19 protein-coding genes and 1 pseudogene are annotated in these 21,025 nt (G+C 39.1%); 18 read left to right on the plus strand and 2 right to left on the minus strand.

Annotated features, from left to right (window positions below; all coding sequences use genetic code 11):
* Position 1 precedes the first annotated feature (1 nt).
* The 17 genes and pseudogenes from efeB to QM877_RS01670 all read left to right on the plus strand — a co-directional run bounded on the left by efeB (position 2) and on the right by QM877_RS01670 (position 16,627).
* Entirely contained in the window at positions 2-1,216 is a 1,215-nt protein-coding gene (gene efeB / locus QM877_RS01590; RefSeq protein ID WP_248034314.1) for an iron uptake transporter deferrochelatase/peroxidase subunit, read from the plus strand.
* Entirely contained in the window at positions 1,191-2,879 is a 1,689-nt protein-coding gene (locus tag QM877_RS01595) for an FTR1 family iron permease (protein ID WP_248034313.1), read from the plus strand. Before efeB ends, QM877_RS01595 begins: the two co-directional genes overlap by 26 nt.
* Positions 2,879-3,610, plus strand: a complete 732-nt coding sequence (gene tatC / locus QM877_RS01600) for a twin-arginine translocase subunit TatC (RefSeq protein ID WP_414317359.1) — start codon at positions 2,879-2,881, stop codon at positions 3,608-3,610. Before QM877_RS01595 ends, tatC begins: the two co-directional genes overlap by 1 nt.
* Complete coding sequence (locus tag QM877_RS01605) at positions 3,594-3,761, plus strand: twin-arginine translocase TatA/TatE family subunit (protein WP_000512114.1); 168 nt, start codon at positions 3,594-3,596, stop codon at positions 3,759-3,761. The genes tatC and QM877_RS01605 overlap by 17 nt, the downstream gene beginning before the upstream one ends.
* A gap of 292 nt (positions 3,762-4,053) precedes the next feature.
* On the plus strand, positions 4,054-4,761 hold the full coding sequence (locus tag QM877_RS01610; protein ID WP_223140913.1) for a 2-C-methyl-D-erythritol 4-phosphate cytidylyltransferase: 708 nt from the start codon (positions 4,054-4,056) through the stop codon (positions 4,759-4,761).
* A gap of 4 nt (positions 4,762-4,765) precedes the next feature.
* Positions 4,766-5,788, plus strand: a complete 1,023-nt coding sequence (locus tag QM877_RS01615) for a ribitol-5-phosphate dehydrogenase (protein WP_414317360.1) — start codon at positions 4,766-4,768, stop codon at positions 5,786-5,788.
* A gap of 12 nt (positions 5,789-5,800) precedes the next feature.
* The gene (locus QM877_RS01620) at positions 5,801-6,670 is read left to right on the plus strand and encodes a choline/ethanolamine kinase family protein (protein ID WP_414317361.1); all 870 of its coding nucleotides are present in this window, start codon (positions 5,801-5,803) and stop codon (positions 6,668-6,670) included.
* Positions 6,660-7,538, plus strand: a complete 879-nt coding sequence (locus QM877_RS01625) for a DMT family transporter (protein WP_414317362.1) — start codon at positions 6,660-6,662, stop codon at positions 7,536-7,538. The genes QM877_RS01620 and QM877_RS01625 overlap by 11 nt, the downstream gene beginning before the upstream one ends.
* A gap of 12 nt (positions 7,539-7,550) precedes the next feature.
* Positions 7,551-8,240 (plus strand): sugar phosphate nucleotidyltransferase, encoded by a 690-nt coding sequence (locus QM877_RS01630; protein ID WP_414317363.1) that lies wholly within the window; start codon positions 7,551-7,553, stop codon positions 8,238-8,240.
* A 248-nt stretch (positions 8,241-8,488) separates the two neighbouring features.
* Complete coding sequence (locus QM877_RS01635) at positions 8,489-9,289, plus strand: dihydroorotate dehydrogenase electron transfer subunit (protein WP_414317364.1); 801 nt, start codon at positions 8,489-8,491, stop codon at positions 9,287-9,289.
* Between the two features lie 10 nt (positions 9,290-9,299).
* Positions 9,300-10,238 (plus strand): dihydroorotate dehydrogenase, encoded by a 939-nt coding sequence (locus QM877_RS01640; RefSeq protein ID WP_414317365.1) that lies wholly within the window; start codon positions 9,300-9,302, stop codon positions 10,236-10,238.
* A 65-nt stretch (positions 10,239-10,303) separates the two neighbouring features.
* The gene (locus QM877_RS01645; protein WP_414317366.1) at positions 10,304-11,215 is read left to right on the plus strand and encodes a bifunctional riboflavin kinase/FAD synthetase; all 912 of its coding nucleotides are present in this window, start codon (positions 10,304-10,306) and stop codon (positions 11,213-11,215) included.
* Positions 11,216-11,411: 196 nt separating this feature from the next.
* Positions 11,412-11,875, plus strand: a pseudogene (gene tnpA / locus QM877_RS01650) (IS200/IS605 family transposase).
* Positions 11,876-12,541: 666 nt separating this feature from the next.
* On the plus strand, positions 12,542-13,705 hold the full coding sequence (mutY, locus tag QM877_RS01655) for an A/G-specific adenine glycosylase (RefSeq protein ID WP_414317367.1): 1,164 nt from the start codon (positions 12,542-12,544) through the stop codon (positions 13,703-13,705).
* A 64-nt stretch (positions 13,706-13,769) separates the two neighbouring features.
* Positions 13,770-14,474: a response regulator YycF gene (gene yycF, locus QM877_RS01660; protein ID WP_414317368.1), complete on the plus strand. Its 705-nt coding sequence runs from the start codon at positions 13,770-13,772 to the stop codon at positions 14,472-14,474.
* Positions 14,467-15,816 carry a cell wall metabolism sensor histidine kinase VicK gene (vicK, locus tag QM877_RS01665; protein ID WP_414317369.1) on the plus strand — a complete coding sequence of 450 codons (1,350 nt, stop codon included), beginning with the start codon at positions 14,467-14,469 and terminating at the stop codon, positions 15,814-15,816. The genes yycF and vicK overlap by 8 nt, the downstream gene beginning before the upstream one ends.
* Before the next feature lies 1 nt (position 15,817).
* Positions 15,818-16,627 carry an MBL fold metallo-hydrolase gene (locus QM877_RS01670; RefSeq protein ID WP_001279898.1) on the plus strand — a complete coding sequence of 270 codons (810 nt, stop codon included), beginning with the start codon at positions 15,818-15,820 and terminating at the stop codon, positions 16,625-16,627.
* Positions 16,628-16,663: 36 nt separating this feature from the next.
* Here QM877_RS01670 and QM877_RS01675 read toward each other — a convergent pair whose 3' ends face one another.
* Positions 16,664-17,011: a thioredoxin gene (locus QM877_RS01675; protein WP_414317370.1), complete on the minus strand. Its 348-nt coding sequence runs from the start codon at positions 17,009-17,011 to the stop codon at positions 16,664-16,666.
* A gap of 239 nt (positions 17,012-17,250) precedes the next feature.
* A complete protein-coding gene (locus tag QM877_RS01680) occupies positions 17,251-18,969 on the minus strand; it encodes a phospho-sugar mutase (protein WP_414310864.1) in 1,719 nt (572 codons plus the stop codon).
* 153 nt (positions 18,970-19,122) lie between these two features.
* On the opposite strand from QM877_RS01680, the gene QM877_RS01685 reads away from it, so the two are divergent.
* A complete protein-coding gene (locus QM877_RS01685; RefSeq protein ID WP_414310865.1) occupies positions 19,123-21,024 on the plus strand; it encodes an ABC-F family ATP-binding cassette domain-containing protein in 1,902 nt (633 codons plus the stop codon).
* Position 21,025 lies beyond the last annotated feature (1 nt).

Here is a 21,025-nt window from a genome sequence, read left to right on the forward strand (position 1 = left end):
TATGACAAACAAAGGCGAAAAATTTTTTGAACAAAAAATGGACCGTCGAGAATTTCTAAAAAAAGCAGGTATCGGAGGTGCCGGTCTCGCACTTGGGCTCTCTGGTGCTTCTGCTTTTTTCGCACCTAAGCTTGATGGTCAGGAGAAAATCTCGTACGGGGATGAAAAAATAGCCTTCTATGGCAAGCACCAAGCTGGCATTACAACTGTCATGCAGAAAAACATTTATTTTGTGGTTTTAGATTTGCATACAACTGACAAAGAGAAAATCATCCAGTTATTTAAGGATTGGACGGATTATAGTGCCAAACTTGTAGAGGGAGAATTGGTTAAAAAAGATGGTAACAATAGCCTCTTGCCTCCGAGTGATACTGGAGAAACAGTTGGGCTTAATCCTCATCGTTTGACCCTGACTTTTGGAATTTCGGCTAGTTTCCTAGAAAAAATGAAACTAGAGAATAAACGTCCAAAACTTTTTAGAGATTTACCTCCATTTCCAAAGGAACAATTACGAGAAAAGTACACGGGAGGAGATATTGTCATTCAAGCATGTGCAGATGACGAGCAAGTTGCCTTTCATGCCGTTCGCAACCTTATCCGAAAAGGAAGAAATGCAGTTACTCTTCGTTGGAGTCAATCAGGTTTTGCAGCTATCGGCAATCGTATGGAAACTCCTCGGAATCTCTTTGGTTTTAAAGACGGGACTGCTAATGTTACCACTGAGAAAGAATTTGATCAGGTTGTGTGGGCAGATAGTAAGGATTGGATGGAAAATGGTTCCTATATGGCAGTTCGTCGCATCCAGATGTTCCTTGATACTTGGGATCGAACCAATCTGGAGGAGCAAGAAAATACCTTTGGGCGCTATAAGGAAAGTGGAGCTCCTTTTGGTAAGAAGAATGAATTTGATGAGGTGGACTTGAGTCTTCTTCCTGATGATTCTCATGTTCGCTTAGCAAAAGAAGTGGACAAACCTCTCCTGCGTCGCTCTTATTCTTATTCTGATGGCATAGATGAAAAGACTGGTCAGTTTGACACTGGTTTGCTCTTTATCTCCTTCCAAAAGGATCCAGATAACTTTGTTAAGGTGCAGACCAATCTAGGTGCTACGGATAAAATGAATGAGTACGTTACCCATATAGGCAGTGGTCTTTTTGCCTGCTTTGGTGGAGTAGAGAAGGGAGGTTACATTGGGCAGAAATTATTGGAATCCTAAAAGTATTATCCTCCTATGTGCTTGTTTCTTTCTGTTGATTTTTCCGGTAGGAGCTAAGGAAAATTTGAGTTCCTACTTTGTGAAAATAACTGATGCAACTAAAGCTGTCAAAGAAGGCAAACAAGATCAGGCTAGAAAACTAATCGATGAAATGACCAAAGATTTCGAGAAAGTTGAGAATTCTGACTCTGAAGCTGGACGTAAAGTTCAAGAAAAGTTAGCCTTAACTGGTGATATTACCGAAGACCAGCTAACTCAGATTTCTTTAGCCCTTTTGACATTCGAGAAAGAGCAAAATCCAGTCGACCTTGATGCAGAAAAAGAGAAACTTGTTTCACGATTAGAACCTCGTTTTGAAGCCTTAGACAAGGCAATCGCTTCTCAAGATCTGGAAGCAGTAAGAGAAGCCTATAAAAAAATGAATTCAACCTGGACCATCAATGAAGCAGTGGTTCGCGACCATAGTACAGCTCATTATGGGCAAGTAGAAACAGCAATTTCCTTCTTGCGTAGTAGCATTGAGACTGAACCAACGAACTTTGATACTATTCAGGCATCGTTTGATGATTTGAAAAAAGCCATTTCTAACTTTGTTGAAGGAAAAGATGTTGCGGCGACATCATCCAACCTGACACTGAAGGATGGGATAGATCTTTTAAAGAAGGTTTTGACCCAATTTCAAGCTGGTCAAGATAGTGATGCAGCTGCGACGATGAAGGAGTTTATTACTATTTGGCCCACCATCGAGGGTTCTGTAAGTACAACCAATCCTTCGCTTTATACCAAGGTTGAAAGTGAAAGTCCTGTCATCATGGTTAAGGGAAAGGAAAGTGAATATCAAGAAAAGCTTTCTAGCTTGATTGCAGAGCTATCTCAAATTGATACTAGCGCTTCCTATAATGTATTTGACGCCATGCTCATCTTGCTCCGAGAAGGTGTAGAAGCACTCTTGATTGTCATGGCGCTTGTGACAACTTTGAAAGCTGGTAAGATGAGAAAGGGCCTCAAGTGGGTCTATGGTGGTGCATTTGCGGGTATAGTGGCTAGTCTTTTAATTGCCTATATCCTACAGATTGCCTTTCCAGCAGTTACCTCAGGAACTAACCGTGAAATCATCGAAGGTGCAGTCGGGATTTTTGCGGTTATCATGATGATTTTAATAGGTATTTGGCTTCATAGCAAATCTTCTGTAAAAAAATGGAATGCTTTTATGGAATCGCAGATGCAAACTGTCACGAAAACAGGTTCTTTCCTTTCTATGTTTGCTCTGAGTTTTCTAGCTGTATTCCGAGAAGGTGCTGAGACGATTTTATTCTATGTGGGGATTCTGCCAAGGATTTCTAGTTTTGATTTTGTCCTTGGAATTTCTCTGGCCCTCTCAGTTTTAGTCGTGATTGCCTTTGTGATGAACAAGGCCAGTCAATTTTTCCTGCCTCATAAGGTTTTCTTTATCCTGACTTGGATGATTTATGCCTTAGCCTTTAAGATGACGGGAGTCAGTATCCATGCCTTACAGTTGACAAATATGATTCCAAACCATCTGATCTCAGGAATACCAAGTATTGATATATTGGGAATTTACCCTAGTTGGGAAGGGTTAGCAGGTCAGATTCTCTTTATCCTCATAGTTTTTCTAATTACCATTAGACAGGGTGAAAAGTGATGGATCAAAAGGAATTGACAATTATTGAACATTTGGTAGAATTTAGAAAGAGATTGCTAGCAGTAGTTGTTTGCTTCTTTCTAGTATTCTGCCTTTCACTATTATTTGCCGATCAGGTTTATCAATTTATCACACAAGGATTTAGTCAGAAGTTGATTGTCTTAGGGCCGAATGATATTTTATGGATTTATCTCCGTTTAGCAAGTTTAATGGCCTTTAGCCTTACCTTACCTTTTACGGTCTATCAAGTCTGGAGTTTTGTTCGACCAGCACTTAAAACTGAAGAAGCAGGAGCGATTTTTGCTTATATCCCTGCAACTTTCCTTTGTTTTATCTTAGGATTAGCCTTTGGCTTTTATTTTGTCACACCAGCTATACTTCAGGTCTTACTGGGACTAGGTGAAAACTTATTTGAAACGCAGTTAACGGCACAAAATTATCTAGCTTTTGTCTTTCAAACTACTGTACCACTAGCATTTATCTTTGAATTGCCAGTTATCATTGCTTTTTTAACCTCAATTGATTTGATTGGGCCTGGACTACTCGTTGCTTATAGACGTTATGCTTACTTCATTTTATTGGTATTGGCTGTTATATTGACACCTGCTGATTTTATTAGCGATTTAGCGATGACTGTTCCTCTAATCCTTTTGTATGAGGTTAGTATCGCTATTAGTAAATGGATAATTAAGAGAAAAAGGAAAGGAGAAAAAAATGGGAATCTTACGTGATATTGGTGCACCAGGCTTGATAGTCATTGTTCTTGGAGCACTATTGATTTTTGGACCAAAACGCTTACCAGAGTTAGGCGAGTCAGTAGGAAAAATGCTTGCCGAGTTTAAGAAAGCCGTTAAGGGCATCGGCGAGCAAGAAGAAAAATAAATGAATAACTATTGAATAGAGTTGAGAATTGTTAGCTTGGAATTATCTCTAGCTACAATCTCAACTTTTTATTTAGTTTAAGGTTTATTTAAGTTTTCTATACTATTCTGAAGAACTCTATATTTGTTGAAAATAGAGTTGAGATTTTTTTATCATTCAAGTTACTTTCCCTAAAGGTATGCCTTGGCTCTTTCTGACTAGAGAAATCTAGTATTTATTTCGAGAAAGGGCTAGGTTGTGATATAATAGTAAAGGATGAGTTTTTTTAAGAACAGACTAAAGGAGTATTAAAATGATCTACGCTGGAATTTTAGCAGGTGGAACCGGCACGCGCATGGGGATTAGTAATTTACCTAAACAATTTCTTGAGTTGGGAGATCGCCCAATCTTGATTCATACTATTGAAAAATTTGTTTTGGAACCAAGTATTGAAAAGATTGTAGTTGGAGTTCATGGTGACTGGGTTACACACGCAGAAGATTTAGTTGAAAAATTTCTACCACTCCACAAGGACCGTATAATCATCACAAAAGGTGGTGCGGATCGTAATTCTAGTATTGAAAAAATTATTGAAGCTATTGATGCTTACCGTCCACTGACCGCAGATGATATTGTGGTGACGCATGATTCCGTTCGTCCTTTCATCACTCTTCGAATGATTCAAGACAATATTGAACTCGCTAAAAATCATGATGCTGTTGATACCGTGGTTGAAGCGGTTGATACCATCGTTGAAAGTACAAATGGTCAGTTCATCACAGATATTCCAAATCGCGCTCATCTATACCAAGGACAGACTCCCCAAACCTTCCGTTGTAAAGACTTTATTGACTTGTATGGTTCTTTATCAGCAGAAGAAAAAGAAATTTTAACTGATGCATGTAAAATCTTTGTCATTAAGGGTAAAGATGTTGCCTTGGCAAAAGGTGAATACTCAAATCTAAAAATCACAACAGTTACAGACTTGAAGATTGCTAAAAGCATGATTGAGAAAGACTAAAAACATGATTAATCAAATTTATCAACTGACAAAACCAAAGTTTATCAATATTAAATATCAAGAAGAAGAGATTGATCAAGAGAGTCATATCCTTATTCGACCAAACTTTATGGCGGTTTGTCATGCGGATCAACGTTACTATCAAGGAAAACGTGATCCCAAAATATTATCTAAAAAGCTTCCAATGGCTATGATTCACGAGTCTTGTGGAACTGTTATTTCTGATCCCACAGGGACTTACAAGGTTGGTCAAAAGGTTGTCATGATTCCCAATCAACCACCTATGCAGAGTGATGAGGAATTTTATGAAAACTATATGACAGGAACTTATTTCTTGTCTAGTGGTTATGATGGCTTTATGCGAGAATTTGTTTCTCTACCTAAGGATCGTGTGGTAGCTTACGAGGACATCGAAGATACAGTAGCTGCCATTACTGAGTTTGTCAGTGTGGGTATGCACGCCATGAATCGTTTCTTGACAGTTTCTCACAGCAGACGTCAGCGTATTGCAGTTATTGGCGATGGTAGTTTAGCTTTTGTAATGGCTAATATTATCAACTATACCTTGCCTGAAGCTGAGATTATTGTTATTGGTCGTCATTGGGAGAAATTAGAACTCTTCTCTTTTGCTAAGGAGCTTTACATTACGGATAGCATCCCAGAAGATCTTAGTTTTGATCATGGTTTCGAATGTTGTGGTGGTGATGGATGCGGACCTGCTATTAATGATCTCATCCGTTACATCAAACCACAGGGAACCATTCTGATGATGGGAGTTAGTGAGTACAAGGTCAACATCAATACCCGAGATTCCTTGGAAAAAGGTTTGTTACTAGTAGGTTCTTCGCGTTCAGGACGTGTTGACTTCGAAAAAGCTATCCAAATGATGGAGATTAAGAGATTTGCCAATCGTTTGAAAAATATCATTTATTTAGAAGAACCAGTACGAGAAATTAAGGATATTCACCGAGTTTTTGCAACTGACCTAAATACTGCCTTTAAGACAGTCTTTAAGTGGGAAGTCTAATGGAGGATGATTGTGGAAAAGATTATTAAGGAAAAACTGACATCTTTACTATCAACTGATGAAGATATTTTAAGTGTTGAACAACTAGGAGGAATGACTAATCAAAACTATTTGGTTAAGACAACCTCAAATCAGTATATCGTTAAGTTTTTCGGAAAAGGCACAGATAAATTGATCAACCGCCAGAATGAGAAATTTAATCTGAACTTGTTAAAAGATTTAAAACTTGATGTAGAAAATTATCTTTTCGATATTGATGCAGGTATCAAGGTTAATCAGTACATTAAATCTGCGAATACTCTTAATTCCACTACTATCAAGACTAAGTTTGAAAAGATTGCGCCTATTTTACAAACGGTTCATGCTTCGGGTAAGGAATTAAAAGGGGAGTTTGCTCCTTTTGAGGAAATCAAAAAATATGAAACCTTGATTCAAGGGGAGATTTCCTATCCGAACTATGAAACTGTCAGAAAGTTAGTATTTTCTCTGAAAGACCAACTTGAAGAAATTGGTATCAATAAGAAATCATGTCACATTGATTTGGTTCCTGAAAATTTCATAGAAGGACCAGATGGTCACCTTTATCTGATTGATTGGGAATATTCATCTATGAATGATCCTATGTGGGATTTGGCAGCTCTTTTCTTGGAATCTGAGTTTACTTCAGACGAAGAAGAGAACTTCTTAAGTCATTATGAAAGTGACCTGACACCAGTTTCTCGGGAAAAAATTCGTATTTACAAAATCTTGCAGGACATTATTTGGAGTCTCTGGACTATCTACAAAGAAGAAAATGGTGCAGATTTCGGAGATTATGGAATCTCTCGTTATAATAGAGCTGTGAAAGAGTTGGATTCTATGGGAGGTTCTGATGAAGACTAAAAACGGAGCTTCCTTTGGTCTGCTTTCAGGGATGTTTTGGGGATTAGGACTTACAGTTAGTGCCTACATCTTTTCAATATTTACCGATTTATCACCCTTTGTAGTAGCAGCAGCACACGACTTCCTCAGTATTTTTATCTTACTAGGTTTTCTTCTAGTTAAGGAAGGAAAAGTACGTTTTTCAATCTTCTTGAATATTCGAAATGTTAGTGTTATTATCGGAGCGCTCTTAGCTGGTCCGATTGGTATGCAGGCAAATCTTTATGCGGTTAAGTATATTGGAAGCTCTCTAGCATCGTCTGTTTCGGCGATTTATCCTGCTGTTTCAGTCTTGCTTGCCTTCTTCTTCTTGAAGCACAAGATTTCCAAAAATACAATTTTTGGTATTCTTCTGATCATTGCTGGGATTATTGCTCAGACCTATAAAGCAGAGCAAGTGAATTCTTTCTATATCGGAATTTTATGTGCCTTGATTTGTGCCCTAGCTTGGGGAAGCGAAAGTGTTCTTAGCTCTTTTGCTATGGAAAGTGATCTCAGTGAAATTGAAGCCCTCTTGATTCGACAAGTCACATCCTTCTTGTCTTATTTAGTCATTGTACTCTTTACACATCATTCATTTGCAGAAGTGGCAAATGGCCAATTGTTTGGTCTATTGATTGTCTTTGCGGCGTTTGATATGATTTCTTACCTTGCCTACTATATGGCTATCAATCGATTGCAACCAGCAAAGGCAACTGGTCTAAATGTCAGTTATGTAGTATGGACTGTTTTGTTTGCAGCAATTTTCTTGGGAACACCTCTGACTGCCTTAACAATCATTACTTCACTTATCGTAATGGCTGGTGTTTACATTATTATTAAAGAATAAAGGAGAAAGCGCGTGAAAGCGATCATCTTAGCAGCTGGTTTGGGTACTCGTTTGAGACCCATGACAGAAAATACTCCCAAAGCCTTGGTTCAAGTTAACCAAAAACCTTTGGTTGAATATCAAATTGAATTTTTAAAAGAGCGTGGAATCGATGATATCATCATCGTAGTTGGTTATTTGAAAGAACAGTTCGACTATCTTAAAGAAAAGTACGGCGTTCGTTTGGTCTTCAATGAAAAGTATGCTGATTACAATAACTTTTACTCTCTTTACTTGGTAAAAGAAGAGTTGGCTAACAGTTACGTTATCGATGCGGATAACTATCTTTTCAAGAATATGTTCCGCAATGACATCGAGCGTTCAACATACTTCAGCGTTTATCGTGAAGACTGTGACAATGAATGGTTCCTAGTTTATGGAGAAGATTATAAAGTTCAAGATATCATCGTTGATAGTAAGAATGGTCGCATCCTGAGTGGTGTGTCATTCTGGGATGCTCCAACAGCGGAGAAAATCGTTGGGTTTATCGACAAAGCTTATGCAAGCGGCGAATTTGTAGATCTCTACTGGGACAACATGGTTAAAGATAATATCAAAGAACTGGATGTTTACGTAGAGGAATTGGAAGAAAACACTATCTACGAAATCGATAGTGTCAAAGATTATCAAAAATTGGAGCAGATTCTATCCTCACAAAAGTAAGTAACTTTTAATCACTGATACCTTACCAATTTTTACTTGACTTTTCGCATTTGTTACAGTATACTAGTAAAAGTTTAACCTTTAAGGGAAGCCCAGAGAGGCTCACAAGGTGTCAGATAGAAAATAGATTACACAAACTTCGAATAAACACAGTTTATTTGATTCTTTTCTGTAAGTATCTTACTGAAACCTTGCGATTGCAAGGTTTTTCTTTTTCTGAACCCCTTAAAATTTAAGGAGGAAATGGTATGAATCCAAATTGTAAAAAACGCATGGGTGCTATTCGCTTGGAAACCATGAAAGTAGTGTCTCAACAGGAAATCGCACCAGCGATCTTTGAACTAGTACTTCAAGGAGAAATGGTTGAAGCTATGAAAGCAGGACAATTTCTTCATTTACGAGTTCCTGATGATGCTCATCTCTTGCGGCGTCCGATTTCAATCTCATCTATAGATAAGGCTAATAAACAATGCCATCTTATTTATCGTATCGAAGGTTCTGGTACGGCAATTTTTTCAACCTTAAAAACAGGTGATAGCTTAGATGTTATGGGACCTCAAGGAAATGGTTTTGATTTATCTGATTTAGAGCAGCATAGTCGTGTTCTCTTAGTTGGTGGCGGAATTGGTGTGCCTCCTTTACTTGAAGTAGCTAAGCAACTGCATGAGCGTGGTGTAGATGTTACAACGGTTCTAGGATTTGCGACCAAAGATGCAGTTATTTTGGAAGATGAATTAGCCGAATTCGGTCAAGTCTTTGTAACGACTGATGATGGCTCTTATGGGATCAAAGGAAATGTATCAGTAGTGATTGATGAATTTGACACAGAATTTGATGCCATATACTCATGTGGGGCACCTGGTATGATGAAATACATCAATCAAACCTTTTACAACCATCCAAGAGCATATCTATCTCTTGAATCCCGTATGGCCTGTGGTATGGGGGCTTGCTACGCTTGTGTCTTGAAAGTACCTGAAAGTGAAACAATTAGTCAACGTGTGTGTGAAGATGGCCCTGTATTTAAAACAGGCACAGTAGTTTTATAAGGAGAGTGTCATGACTGCAAATCGATTACAAGTTTCTCTACCAGGCTTAGAATTAAAGAATCCTATCATTCCTGCTTCAGGTTGTTTTGGCTTTGGTCAAGAATATGCCAAATACTATGATTTAGACATTTTAGGCTCTATCATGATTAAGGCAACTACACATGAGCCGCGTTTTGGTAATCCTACTCCTCGAGTAGCAGAAACCCCTGCAGGTATGCTTAATGCTATTGGTCTACAAAATCCTGGTTTAGATGTCGTTCTGTCTGAAAAGTTACCTTGGCTTCAAAGAGAATATCCAAATCTCCCTATCATCGCCAATGTCGCTGGATTTTCAAAACAAGAGTACGCAGCCGTTTCTCATGGTATTTCCAAGGCAACTAACGTGAAAGCTATTGAGCTCAATATCTCTTGTCCTAACGTCGATCATGGAAATCATGGACTTTTAATTGGACAGGACCCTGAGTTGGCCTATGATGTGGTGAAGGCTGCCGTAGAAGCATCAGATGTGCCCGTTTACGTCAAATTAACCCCTAGTGTGACGGATATCGTGACTATTTCAAAAGCAGTAGAAGATGCTGGAGCTAGTGGTCTCACAATGATCAATACCCTTGTTGGGATGCGTTTTGACCTTAAAACCAGAAAGCCGATTATCGCTAATGGGACAGGTGGTATGTCTGGACCTGCTGTATTTCCTGTAGCTCTAAAACTAATCCGTCAAGTAGCTCAAACAACTAAGCTTCCAATCATTGGTATGGGAGGAGTGGATTCAGCTCAAGCAGCCTTAGAAATGTATCTGGCTGGTGCCTCAGCAATCGGTGTCGGAACAGCCAACTTTACCAATCCCTATGCTTGTCCAGATATTATCGAAAATCTACCAAAAGTCATGGATAAGTACGGGATCGAAAGTCTAGAAATGTTGCGAAAAGAAGTCAGAGAAAGTTTGCTCTAAGTTTTATGTACTGAATTCAGTCTAAATTGTTTTGAAAGCGCCATTTTTTTGGTATAATAAATACTATGATTATTACAGTACCTATTAAAACAGAAAAAGATATTGCAACACCAGGACCAAACGTCCTTGTACTAGGCTATTTTGATGGAGTTCACCTCGGCCATCAAAAATTATTTGATATAGCTTCTAACATTGCCGCTGAAAAGCGCCAGGGAGTAGCTCTAGTAACTTTTAACGAATCACCAAAGCTAACTCTTAATCAATACTCACCTGAACATTTATTGCATATTTTGAATGCTAGTGAACGTGAACGTAGATTGAAGAGAGCTGGAGTTGAGAGCTTGTATTTGATGGATTTCACTAGTCGAGTAGCAAATATGACTGCAAAAGAATTCATTGATACCTACGTTAAGGAAGCAAAGGCAGATACGATTGTAGTTGGTTTTGACTATACTCTTGGTTCAGATAGAAAAACAGCTGAGGATTTAAAAAAACTTTTCCATGGCGAAGTGGTTGTTGTTCCACCAGTTGAGGACGAAAAGGGGAAAATTAGTTCAACGCGCATTCGCCAAGCCATTCTAGAAGGAGATGTAAAAGAGGCAGGCAAACTTTTGGGATTTCCTTTACCAACGAGAGGTGTAGTGGTTCACGGAAATGCTCGAGGTCGAACTATTGGCTTCCCGACAGCTAATCTAGTCAACTTGGATCGGACATATATGCCAGCTGATGGTGTTTATGCCGTTGACGTTGAAATTCAAAGAAAAGTCTATCGTGGTATGGCGAGTCTAGGTAAAAATGAAACCTTTGATGGCGAAGAAGAGCGTTTTGAAGTTCATATCTTTGATTTTTCTGACGATATCTATGGGGAAACTGTCATCGTTTCCTGGTTGGACCGTATCCGTGATATGGTAAAATTTGATAGCGTTGATCAATTAGTTCAACAACTAGAAGAAGATGAAAAGATAGCTAGAAAATAAAATCAAAAAATAGTAGAGTTTGGGATTTTCTCAAACTCTTTTTTTATTATGTGACTTTCAGTCCGTCTCGCTCCGTTAGGTGCGAGACAAATAAACCACCCGCTATGCGGGTGCGCGTCGAAGGTTATACCAAAAAAACTCCAAGCGCGATACAATAAAGGTGTTCAAGCCAATTGTAAAGCAAAAGGAGAAAACCATGGCACAAAAGTCTCATAGTTTATCACACACAAAGTGGATGTGTTCTATCACATTGTGTTCACCCCTAAGTATAGACGAAAAGTCATCTATAATCAATATCGAAGTAGTTTGGGAGAAATATTCCACCGATTATGTAGTTATAAAGGTGTTGAGATTATCGAAGGTCATTTAATGCCTGATCATGTACATATGTTGGTGAGTATTCCACCTAGGATAAGTATTTCAAGTTTCATGGGGTATTTAAAAGGCAAAAGTGCACTCATGATGTTTGATAAACACGCCAACCTCAAGTATAAGTTTGGGAATCGGCATTTCTGGGCGGAAGGTTATTATGTGAGTACAGTAGGGCTTAATGAAGCCACAATTAAGAAATATATTCAAGAGCAGGAAAAGCATGATATAGCACTAGATAAATTGAGTGTAAAAGAATATGAGGATCCCTTTAGGGATAGTGGTAAGTAATACTCACGCCTCTTTAAGAGGCAAGTGACGAGTCAAGAGCAATGAGGCTTGAACAACGTGAAAGCCAGCGTCTTTAGGCGCTGGCTGGTAATTTGGGCTTTTAGCCCTGGTGCAAACCACCCGTTTGACGGGTGGTTATGATTTGTATTTTAGCTTAAGTTTGGGGAATCATCATAACTATTATAGCAGGCTGAATAAAGAATAGTTCATTTCGAATTCTAAAACATTGTTAGAAATGATAGTAAAATGAACTTAGAATAGTACGCTACGAATTCTAAAACATTTTTAGAAATTATGGTAGATTGAATCTAGAGCAGTACGCTACAACTGCTAAAAATATTTCTAGAAATTAGTTTGACTTTCCTAACCTCTCTATTCATACCTTATTTCAATCCACTATATTTAACTTAAATCAACATTTTTAAATTAAAACTGACAAGTAGCTATATAAAAATTGGAGTATTATGAATAGAATAAATCTTTTCTACTTTTGTTTCCAGACATCCTAGACTCTGATAAACTTTTTTAAACTATGTGTTTATTCAAATTTTAAACAAGATAATCTTTAGATTTCCTTTTTCTTCCTTTTAGTCTTATAGTCTTTGTTTTATTGAATGTCTATCTTGATTTTTTGAGTATCCTAAAAGGATATGCTATACTAGAAATATGTTAGATTTGGAGAAATATGGTGTGACCATGTGGGAAGAGGACAAGATTCTCTCTTTCCGTCAAAAATTATTAGCCTGGTATGACAAAAACAAGCGGGATTTACCTTGGAGACGAAGCAAGAATCCTTACCATATTTGGGTATCTGAAATTATGTTGCAGCAGACTCGAGTTGATACCGTCATTCCCTATTATGAACGTTTTTTGGACTGGTTTCCGACCGTAGAAAGCTTAGCAAATGCTCCTGAGGAGCGCTTATTAAAAGCCTGGGAAGGACTTGGTTATTATTCTCGTGTCCGCAATATGCAAACAGCCGCTCAACAGATTATGAGCGAATTTGAAGGCAAGTTCCCGTCTACTTATGAAGGTATTTCAAGCTTGAAAGGGATAGGTCCTTATACAGCTGGTGCAATTTCTAGTATTGCCTTTAACCTTCCGCAGCCTGCAGTAGATGGCAATGTCATGCGCGTTTTGGCACGTTTATTTGAAGTCAATCATGATATTGGAAATCCTAGCAATCGAAAAATATTTCAAGCGATGATGGAAGTTCTGATAGATCCTAATCGTCCAGGTGATTTCAATCAGGCTTTGATGGATTTAGGTTCAAATATTGAGGCTCCTGTTAATCCAAGACCAGAAGAGAGTCCTGTTAAGGAGTTCAGTGCTGCTTACCAACATGGGACCATGGATCGCTATCCTATCAAGGCTCCCAAGAAAAAGCCAATCCCTATTTATCTAAAGGCTCTTGTAGTACAAAATAGTCAGGGTCAGTTTTTATTAGAAAAGAATGAGAGTGAAAATCTCTTGGCTGGATTTTGGCATTTTCCCTTGATTGAAGTTGATGAATTCTCAGACCAGACTCAGGACTTGGATCTTTTTAGTCAAGTAGCGGAGCCAATTTTACAGCTTGGACCATCTCCACAGGAAAGTTTTGAACAGGACTATGATCTTGAAGTTGATTGGCAAGATCTACGATTTGAAGAGGTCAAGCACATTTTCAGCCATCGTAAATGGCATATCCAGATAATTGCAGGCCGAGTTGCTGAGACACAGGAATATGCAGATAGAGAAGTCCTTTGGTTAAGTCCAGAAGAATTTAGCAATTATCCCCTAGCCAAACCTCAGCAAAAGATCTGGCAAGCCTACTTGAAAAGAAGCTGCTAGCATCGGTCATGCGTGTCTTCTTTACTTTTTTTTGGTATAATGAGATAAGGAAAAAGGTGACTAAATGAAAAAAATACTAATTGTAGATGATGAAAAACCCATCTCAGATATTATAAAATTTAATATGACCAAGGAAGGTTATGAAGTTGTAACTGCTTTTAATGGTCGTGAAGCTCTTGAACACTTTGAAGCTGAGCAACCAGATATTATTATCTTGGATTTGATGCTTCCTGAGATTGATGGACTTGAGGTTGCAAAAACTATTCGTAAGACAAGTAGTGTTCCTATTATCATGCTTTCAGCTAAAGACAGCGAGTTTGATAAGGTTATTGGGCTTGAACTTGGGGCGGATGACTATGTGACCAAGCCATTTTCAAATCGTGAACTACAGGCCCGTGTTAAAGCTCTTCTCCGTCGTACAGATCTTGTCTCAGTTGATAGCCAAGAACCTGAAACAAAATTACAAAGTCTGCAGATTGGCGATTTGGAGATTTTACCAGATGCCTACGTGGCTAAGAAATATGGTGAAGAGTTAGACCTAACTCACCGTGAATTCGAACTCTTGCATCATTTAGCTTCTCATCTTGGACAAGTTATTACCCGAGAACATCTTCTTGAAACCGTTTGGGGATATGACTATTTCGGAGATGTCCGTACAGTTGATGTAACTATTAGACGTTTGCGCGAGAAGATTGAAGACACACCAAGCAGACCTGAATACATCCTAACTCGTCGTGGTGTAGGATATTATATGAGAAATAATGATTGAAGTAATTAGACAAACAATTTTGACGAGCGACTTTATCTTTATCCTCATCTTAATTGGCTTTATTCTGTTAGTGTCTTTTCTCTTGCTTGAGAGTCGTCGTGATAATATTCGTTTGAGGCAGATTAATCAGAAAATAAAAGATTTGATTGATGGTGATTATTCTCAGGTTTTGGATATGCAGGGAAGCTCAGAGATAACTAATATCACTAACAATCTTAATGATTTGTCTGAAGTCATTCGTCTGACTCAAGAAAATCTGGAACAAGAGAGTAAAAGGTTGCATAGTATCCTGTCCTACATGACAGACGGAGTGCTTGCAACCAACCGTCGTGGGCAAATCATCATGATCAATGATATGGCCAAGAGACAACTTGGAGTTGAAAGGGATGATGCTCTTAATCAAAATATCTTAGAGTTACTCAAGATTGAAGAAGAGTATGAGCTGAGAGAACTTATTACTCAGAGCCCTGAGCTGATGATTTATTCGCAGAATCTTAATGGCGAGTATATCAGTTTGCGCGTTCGTTTTGCCTTGATTCGTAGAGAGTCTGGCTTCATCTCTGGTTTAGTAGCAGTTCTACATGATACGACTGAACAAGAGAAGGAAGAACGAGAGAGAAGGCTTTTCGTTTCGAACGTTAGTCATGAGTTGCGTACACCTTTGACCAGTGTAAAATCCTATCTTGAGGCTTTAGATGAAGGTGCGCTTTCAGAGCCAGTTGCTCCAGATTTTATCAGAGTTTCTCTTGATGAAACCAACCGTATGATGCGGATGGTGACGGACCTCTTGCATCTATCACGGATTGACAACGCAACTAGTCACTTAGATGTTGAGTTGATAAACTTTACGGCCTTTATCACCTTTATCCTTAATCGTTTTGATAAAATGAAAAGTCAAGATGAGGAGAAGAAGTACGAGTTGGTGAGAGATTATCCGATTACTTCTGTTTGGATTGAGATTGATACAGATAAGATGACCCAGGTGATTGACAATATCCTGAATAACGCTATCAAGTATTCACCAGATGGTGGAAAAATCACTGTTAACATGAAAACTACAGATGATCAGATGATTTTATCTATTTCAGATCAAGGACTTGGGATTCCTAAAGAAGATTTACCAAAGATTTTTGACCGTTTTTATAGGGTTGATAAGGCTAGAAGTCGTGCTCAAGGAGGAACAGGACTAGGATTGGCTATCGCCAAGGAAATCATCAAGCAACATAAGGGATTTATCTGGGCCAAGAGTGAATATGGCAAGGGATCTACCTTTACTATCGTACTTCCATACGATAAGGATGCCGTGAAAGAAGAGATTTGGGAGGATGAACTAGAAGACTAGAATGAGTGATATCGGTTTTAAATACAGTATTTTAGCATCGGGTTCCAGTGGAAATTCATTTTACTTGGAAACACCAAAAAAGAAAATTTTAGTAGATGCGGGACTATCTGGCAAAAAAATTACAAGCCTTTTGAGTGAAATCAATCGTAAACCAGAGGATTTGGATGCTATCTTGATTACGCATGAGCATTCAGACCATATCCACGGCGTGGGCGTTCTGGCTCGTAAGTACGGAATGGATCTTTATGCCAATGAGAAAACCTGGCAGGCTATGGAAAACAGTAAGTATCTTGGTAAGGTTGACTCATCTCAAAAGCATATTTTCGAGATGGGGAAAACCAAAACCTTTGGTGACATCGATATTGAGAGTTTCGGTGTGAGTCATGATGCAGTCGCGCCCCAGTTTTATCGCTTTATGAAGGATGATAAGAGCTTTGTCATGCTGACGGATACGGGCTATGTTAGTGACCGGATGGCTGGCATTGTCGAGAATGCAGATGGCTATCTGATCGAGTCAAATCATGATGTGGAAATTCTGCGAGCAGGATCTTACGCATGGCGACTCAAACAACGCATCCTATCTGATCTTGGACATCTCTCAAATGAAGATGGAGCAGACGCCATGATTCGCACACTAGGTAATCGTACTAAGAAGATTTACCTAGGCCATTTGTCTAAGGAAAATAATATCAAGGAACTGGCCCACATGACCATGGTCAATCAGTTAGCTCAAGCAGATCTGGGAGTTGGAGTAGACTTTCAAGTTTACGATACTTCACCAGATACCGCAACACCATTGACTGATATATAAAAAAGAAGGCATAGGCCTTCTTTTTTATAGACTATTTTACAAGCTAGCAAATTCTTTGATTTCTTGAGCTGACATTGAAGAGTCGCAACGGACATTGATTTGTCCATTTGCAACATGGACGAATCCTGGTACAGTAGGGATTTCATAGCGTGAGCGGAAGTCTTGTAAAGCTTCAAGTTGACTTGGTTCTTCGCTATTGATGAAGTAGATGTGCGCTTTGGTTTCAGCTACTACACCAGCCAATGTACCAGCAAATTTACGGCAGTAAGGACAAGTTTTGCGTCCGATAAAGAAAGTTGCAGTTTCTTGCTTGTCAAGTGCTTCTTGAGCACGCGCTACAGTTGTAACTTCAAGATCTTTGATGTTTTCTAAAAATTGTTCCATGAGATTACCTCGCTTTCATTGATATGTCTAGTATGCCATAAAGTTTCTAAAATTGCTTAGATTTGATACGAAATTAGATTGTTGGACAGAAACCAGTAGACCAAGTGTCGATTTACTAATCCTTGTGCTGTAAGGATTGAGCGTTCCAGTTAAATGAGATAAAAATTTCAGTCAGATATCATTTCATCTTTACTAGCAAAAATAAAGGTCAGGATTTTTCCCGACCTTTAAATAGTTTTTTATTTTACAAAGGCATTGATTTCAGCTTCGATGTTAGCAATCTTAGCTTGTGAATCTTCGTTGCTTTCACCAACAACTGCAATGTAGAACTTGATTTTTGGTTCAGTACCTGAAGGGCGAACTGCAATCCATGATCCATCAGCAAGTGTGTATTTCAATACATCACTTGGAGGAGTAGTTAAAGCTGTAACTGTTCCATCAGCGGCAGTAGATGTTTGTGCTTTAAAGTCTTCAACGACAGTGATAGTTGTTGCATTCCATTCTTTTGGTGCATTGTTGCGGAATTTAGCCATAATTGCTTTGATTTGTTCAGCACCGTCAACACCAGAGAGGGTAACAGAGATTGTCTTTTCAGCATAGTAGCCGTACTCTTTGTAGATTTCTTCGATACCATCTGCAAGTGTCAAACCACGTGAACGGTAGTAGGCAGCAAGTTCAGCAACGACAAGAACGGCTTGGATAGCGTCTTTATCACGTACGAATGGTTTAATCAAGTAACCGAAGCTTTCTTCAAATCCCATCATGTATGTGTGATTGTGTTTTTCTTCGAATTCTTGGATTTTTTCAGCGATAAATTTGAAACCAGTCAAGACGTTGAACATAGTTGCGCCGTAGCTTTCAGCAATCTTCGTTACCAAGTCAGTTGATACGATAGATTTACATAGGGCTGCATTTTCAGGAAGAGTTCTAGCGTTTTTGTGGGCTTCCAAGATGTATTTTGCCATGATGGCACCGATTTGGTTCCCTGAAAGGTTAAGGTAGCTACCATCTTTTTGAAGAACTTCAACACCAACACGGTCAGCGTCTGGGTCAGTTGCCACAAGAACATCTGCACCAACTTGGCGACCAAGTTCTTCTGCAAGAGCAAAGGCTGCTTGACTTTCTGGGTTTGGAGATTTAACAGTTGAGAAGTCTGGGTCTGGAGTTGCTTGAGCTTCTACGACTTGAACAGAGTCAAATCCTGCTTGGGCAAGAGCACGACGAGCCAACATTTCACCAGTACCATGAAGTGGTGTGTAGACAATCTTCATGTCTTTACCAAATTCTTCAATCAAGGCTGGGTTGATGTTTACGTCTTTGACTTCTTTGAGGTATTCTACATCGACAGCTTCGCCGATAACTTCAATCAAGCCAGAAGCTTTTTCAGCTTCCACATCAGCAACCTCAACTGCAAATGGATTTTCGATTGCACGGATATAAGTAGTCAAAGCGTCCGCGTCGTGTGGAGGCATTTGTCCACCGTCTTCACCGTAAACCTTGTAACCGTTAAATGGAGCAGGGTTATGGCTAGCTGTGATCATGATACCTGCGAAACAGTTGAGGTGACGAACGGCAAATGAAAGTTCTGGAGTTGGACGAAGGCTTTCAAATACGTAAGATTTGATGCCGTGTTTAGCAAGAACTGCCGCAGATTCAAAGGCAAACTCAGGTGAGAAGTGACGGCTATCGTAGGCAATTGCTACACCGCGTTCTTTTTCGTTTCCACCTTTTGACTCAATCAAACGAGCCAATCCCTCAGTAGCTTGACGAACAACATAGATGTTGATGCGATTTGTACCAGCGCCAATCAAGCCACGCATACCTGCAGTACCAAATTCAAGATTTGTATAGAAGGCATCTTCCTTAGTTTTTTCGTCCATATTTTCCAAATCTTGACGAAGGTAGTCTGGAAGCTCCGCAAAATCAACCCATTTCTGGTAATTCTCTTGGTAAGACATTAAAATTCTCCTTTTTATAAATTGTTCTAACCGTTCACATTATAGCACTTTTTAGCGTTTTAGTAAAACGGTAGCATAATTTTCAGAAAAGTAGTGACATATGCCTGTTTATCGAGTCTTGAATGCCTTAGGGAAACATGCTATACTACTTGTATGATTATTTTACAAGCTAATAAAATTGAACGTTCTTTTGCAGGAGAGGTTCTTTTTGATAATATAAACCTACAAGTGGATGAAAGAGACCGAATTGCCCTCGTTGGAAAAAATGGTGCAGGAAAGTCTACATTACTCAAGATATTGGTTGGAGAAGAGGAGCCAACCACTGGTGAAATCAATAAGAAAAAAGATATTTCCCTCTCTTATCTCGCACAGGATAGTCGCTTTGAGTCTGAAAACACTATTTACGATGAAATGCTACATGTATTTGATGACTTGCGTCGTACTGAAAGACAACTTCGACAGATGGAGTTGGAAATGGGGGAAAAGACTGGTGCAGAATTAGACAAACTTATGTCTGACTATGATCGCCTATCAGAAAATTTCCGTCAGGTTGGAGGATTTACCTATGAAGCCGATATTCGCTCTATCTTAAATGGTTTCAAGTTTGACGAATCTATGTGGCAGATGCGAATCGCTGAGCTTTCCGGTGGTCAAAATACCCGTCTAGCGCTAGCCAAAATGCTTCTTGAAAAGCCTAATCTCTTGGTCTTGGACGAGCCGACTAACCACCTAGATATTGAAACTATTGCCTGGTTAGAAAACTATTTGGTCAACTACAGTGGTGCCTTGATTATCGTCAGCCATGACCGTTATTTCCTCGATAAGGTTGCGACCATAACACTCGACTTAACCAAACATTCTTTAGATAGATATGTAGGAAACTACTCAAGTTTTGTGGAGCAGAAGGAACAGAAGCTCGCAACTGAAGCCAAAAACTACGAAAAGCAGCAGAAGGAAATTGCTGCCTTAGAAGACTTTGTTAACCGAAATCTTGTTCGAGCATCGACAACCAAACGAGCCCAATCTCGACGCAAACAATTAGAAAAAATGGAGCGTTTGGACAAGCCTGAAGCTGGGAAAAAGTCAGCTAATATGACCTTCCATTCTGATAGGGTATCTGGTAATGTCGTTTTGACAGTTGAAAATGCTGCTATTGGCTATGATGGTGAAATCTTATCAGAGCCAATCAACCTTGATCTTCGTAAGATGAATGCCATTGCTATAGTTGGTCCTAACGGTATTGGAAAATCAACCTTTATAAAATCCATTGTGGACCAGATTCCCTTTATCAAGGGTGAGAAGCGCTTTGGTGCTAATGTTGAGGTTGGTTACTATGACCAGACTCAGAGTAAACTGACACCGAGCAATACAGTCTTAGACGAACTCTGGAATGATTTCAAGCTGACTCCTGAACTAGAAATTCGTAATCGTCTAGGTGCCTTCCTATTCTCAGGTGATGATGTTAAAAAATCAGTTGGCATGCTTTCAGGTGGAGAGAAAGCTCGTTTGCTTTTGGCTAAATTGTCTATGGAAAACAACAACTTTCTGATCCTTGACGAGCCGACCAACCACTTGGATATTGATAGCAAGGAAGTGCTAGAAAATGCCTTGATTGACTTCGATGGAACTCTTCTATTCGTCAGCCACGACCGTTACTTTATCAATCGTGTGGCCACTCATGTGTTGGAATTATCTGAGAACGGGTCAACCCTTTATCTAGGTGATTATGACTATTATGTTGATAAAAAAGCAGAGCTAGCAGCTAGCCAAGCGGAAGAAGCGGCAGCTGTTAGCCAAGAAAATGAGGTTTCTCCAGTTAATGACTACCAAGCTCAAAAGGAAAGTCAAAAAGAACTTCGTAAGTTAATGAGACAAATTGAAAGTCTTGAGACAGAAATCGAAGAACTGGAAACTCAAGCCCAAGCTATCTCTGAACAAATGCATACCACCAATGATGCAGATGAACTCATGCAATTACAAGCAGAACTGGATAAAATTAGCCAGCGTCAAGAAGAAGCAATGCTAGAGTGGGAAGAATTATCGGAGCAGGTGTAAG

Source organism: Streptococcus infantis (assembly GCF_047463655.1).
In the GTDB taxonomy this organism is placed as follows: Bacteria; Bacillota; Bacilli; order Lactobacillales; family Streptococcaceae; genus Streptococcus; species Streptococcus infantis_Z.

What these genes read in the sequence shown, in the direction of transcription:
- mutY (WP_414317367.1), top strand. Translation starts at nt 12,542, where the DNA reads ATGTTAGATTTGGAGAAATATGGTGTGACCATGTGGGAAGAGGACAAG.
- vicK (WP_414317369.1), top strand. Translation starts at nt 14,467, where the DNA reads ATGATTGAAGTAATTAGACAAACAATTTTGACGAGCGACTTTATCTTT.
- QM877_RS01615 (WP_414317360.1), top strand. Translation starts at nt 4,766, where the DNA reads ATGATTAATCAAATTTATCAACTGACAAAACCAAAGTTTATCAATATT.
- QM877_RS01640 (WP_414317365.1), top strand. Translation starts at nt 9,300, where the DNA reads ATGACTGCAAATCGATTACAAGTTTCTCTACCAGGCTTAGAATTAAAG.
- QM877_RS01670 (WP_001279898.1), top strand. Translation starts at nt 15,818, where the DNA reads ATGAGTGATATCGGTTTTAAATACAGTATTTTAGCATCGGGTTCCAGT.
- tatC (WP_414317359.1), top strand. Translation starts at nt 2,879, where the DNA reads ATGGATCAAAAGGAATTGACAATTATTGAACATTTGGTAGAATTTAGA.
- efeB (WP_248034314.1), top strand. Translation starts at nt 2, where the DNA reads ATGACAAACAAAGGCGAAAAATTTTTTGAACAAAAAATGGACCGTCGA.
- QM877_RS01605 (WP_000512114.1), top strand. Translation starts at nt 3,594, where the DNA reads ATGGGAATCTTACGTGATATTGGTGCACCAGGCTTGATAGTCATTGTT.
- QM877_RS01625 (WP_414317362.1), top strand. Translation starts at nt 6,660, where the DNA reads ATGAAGACTAAAAACGGAGCTTCCTTTGGTCTGCTTTCAGGGATGTTT.
- QM877_RS01675 (WP_414317370.1), bottom strand. Translation starts at nt 17,011, where the DNA reads ATGGAACAATTTTTAGAAAACATCAAAGATCTTGAAGTTACAACTGTA.
- QM877_RS01680 (WP_414310864.1), bottom strand. Translation starts at nt 18,969, where the DNA reads ATGTCTTACCAAGAGAATTACCAGAAATGGGTTGATTTTGCGGAGCTT.
- QM877_RS01635 (WP_414317364.1), top strand. Translation starts at nt 8,489, where the DNA reads ATGAATCCAAATTGTAAAAAACGCATGGGTGCTATTCGCTTGGAAACC.
- yycF (WP_414317368.1), top strand. Translation starts at nt 13,770, where the DNA reads ATGAAAAAAATACTAATTGTAGATGATGAAAAACCCATCTCAGATATT.
- QM877_RS01685 (WP_414310865.1), top strand. Translation starts at nt 19,123, where the DNA reads ATGATTATTTTACAAGCTAATAAAATTGAACGTTCTTTTGCAGGAGAG.
- QM877_RS01645 (WP_414317366.1), top strand. Translation starts at nt 10,304, where the DNA reads ATGATTATTACAGTACCTATTAAAACAGAAAAAGATATTGCAACACCA.
- QM877_RS01610 (WP_223140913.1), top strand. Translation starts at nt 4,054, where the DNA reads ATGATCTACGCTGGAATTTTAGCAGGTGGAACCGGCACGCGCATGGGG.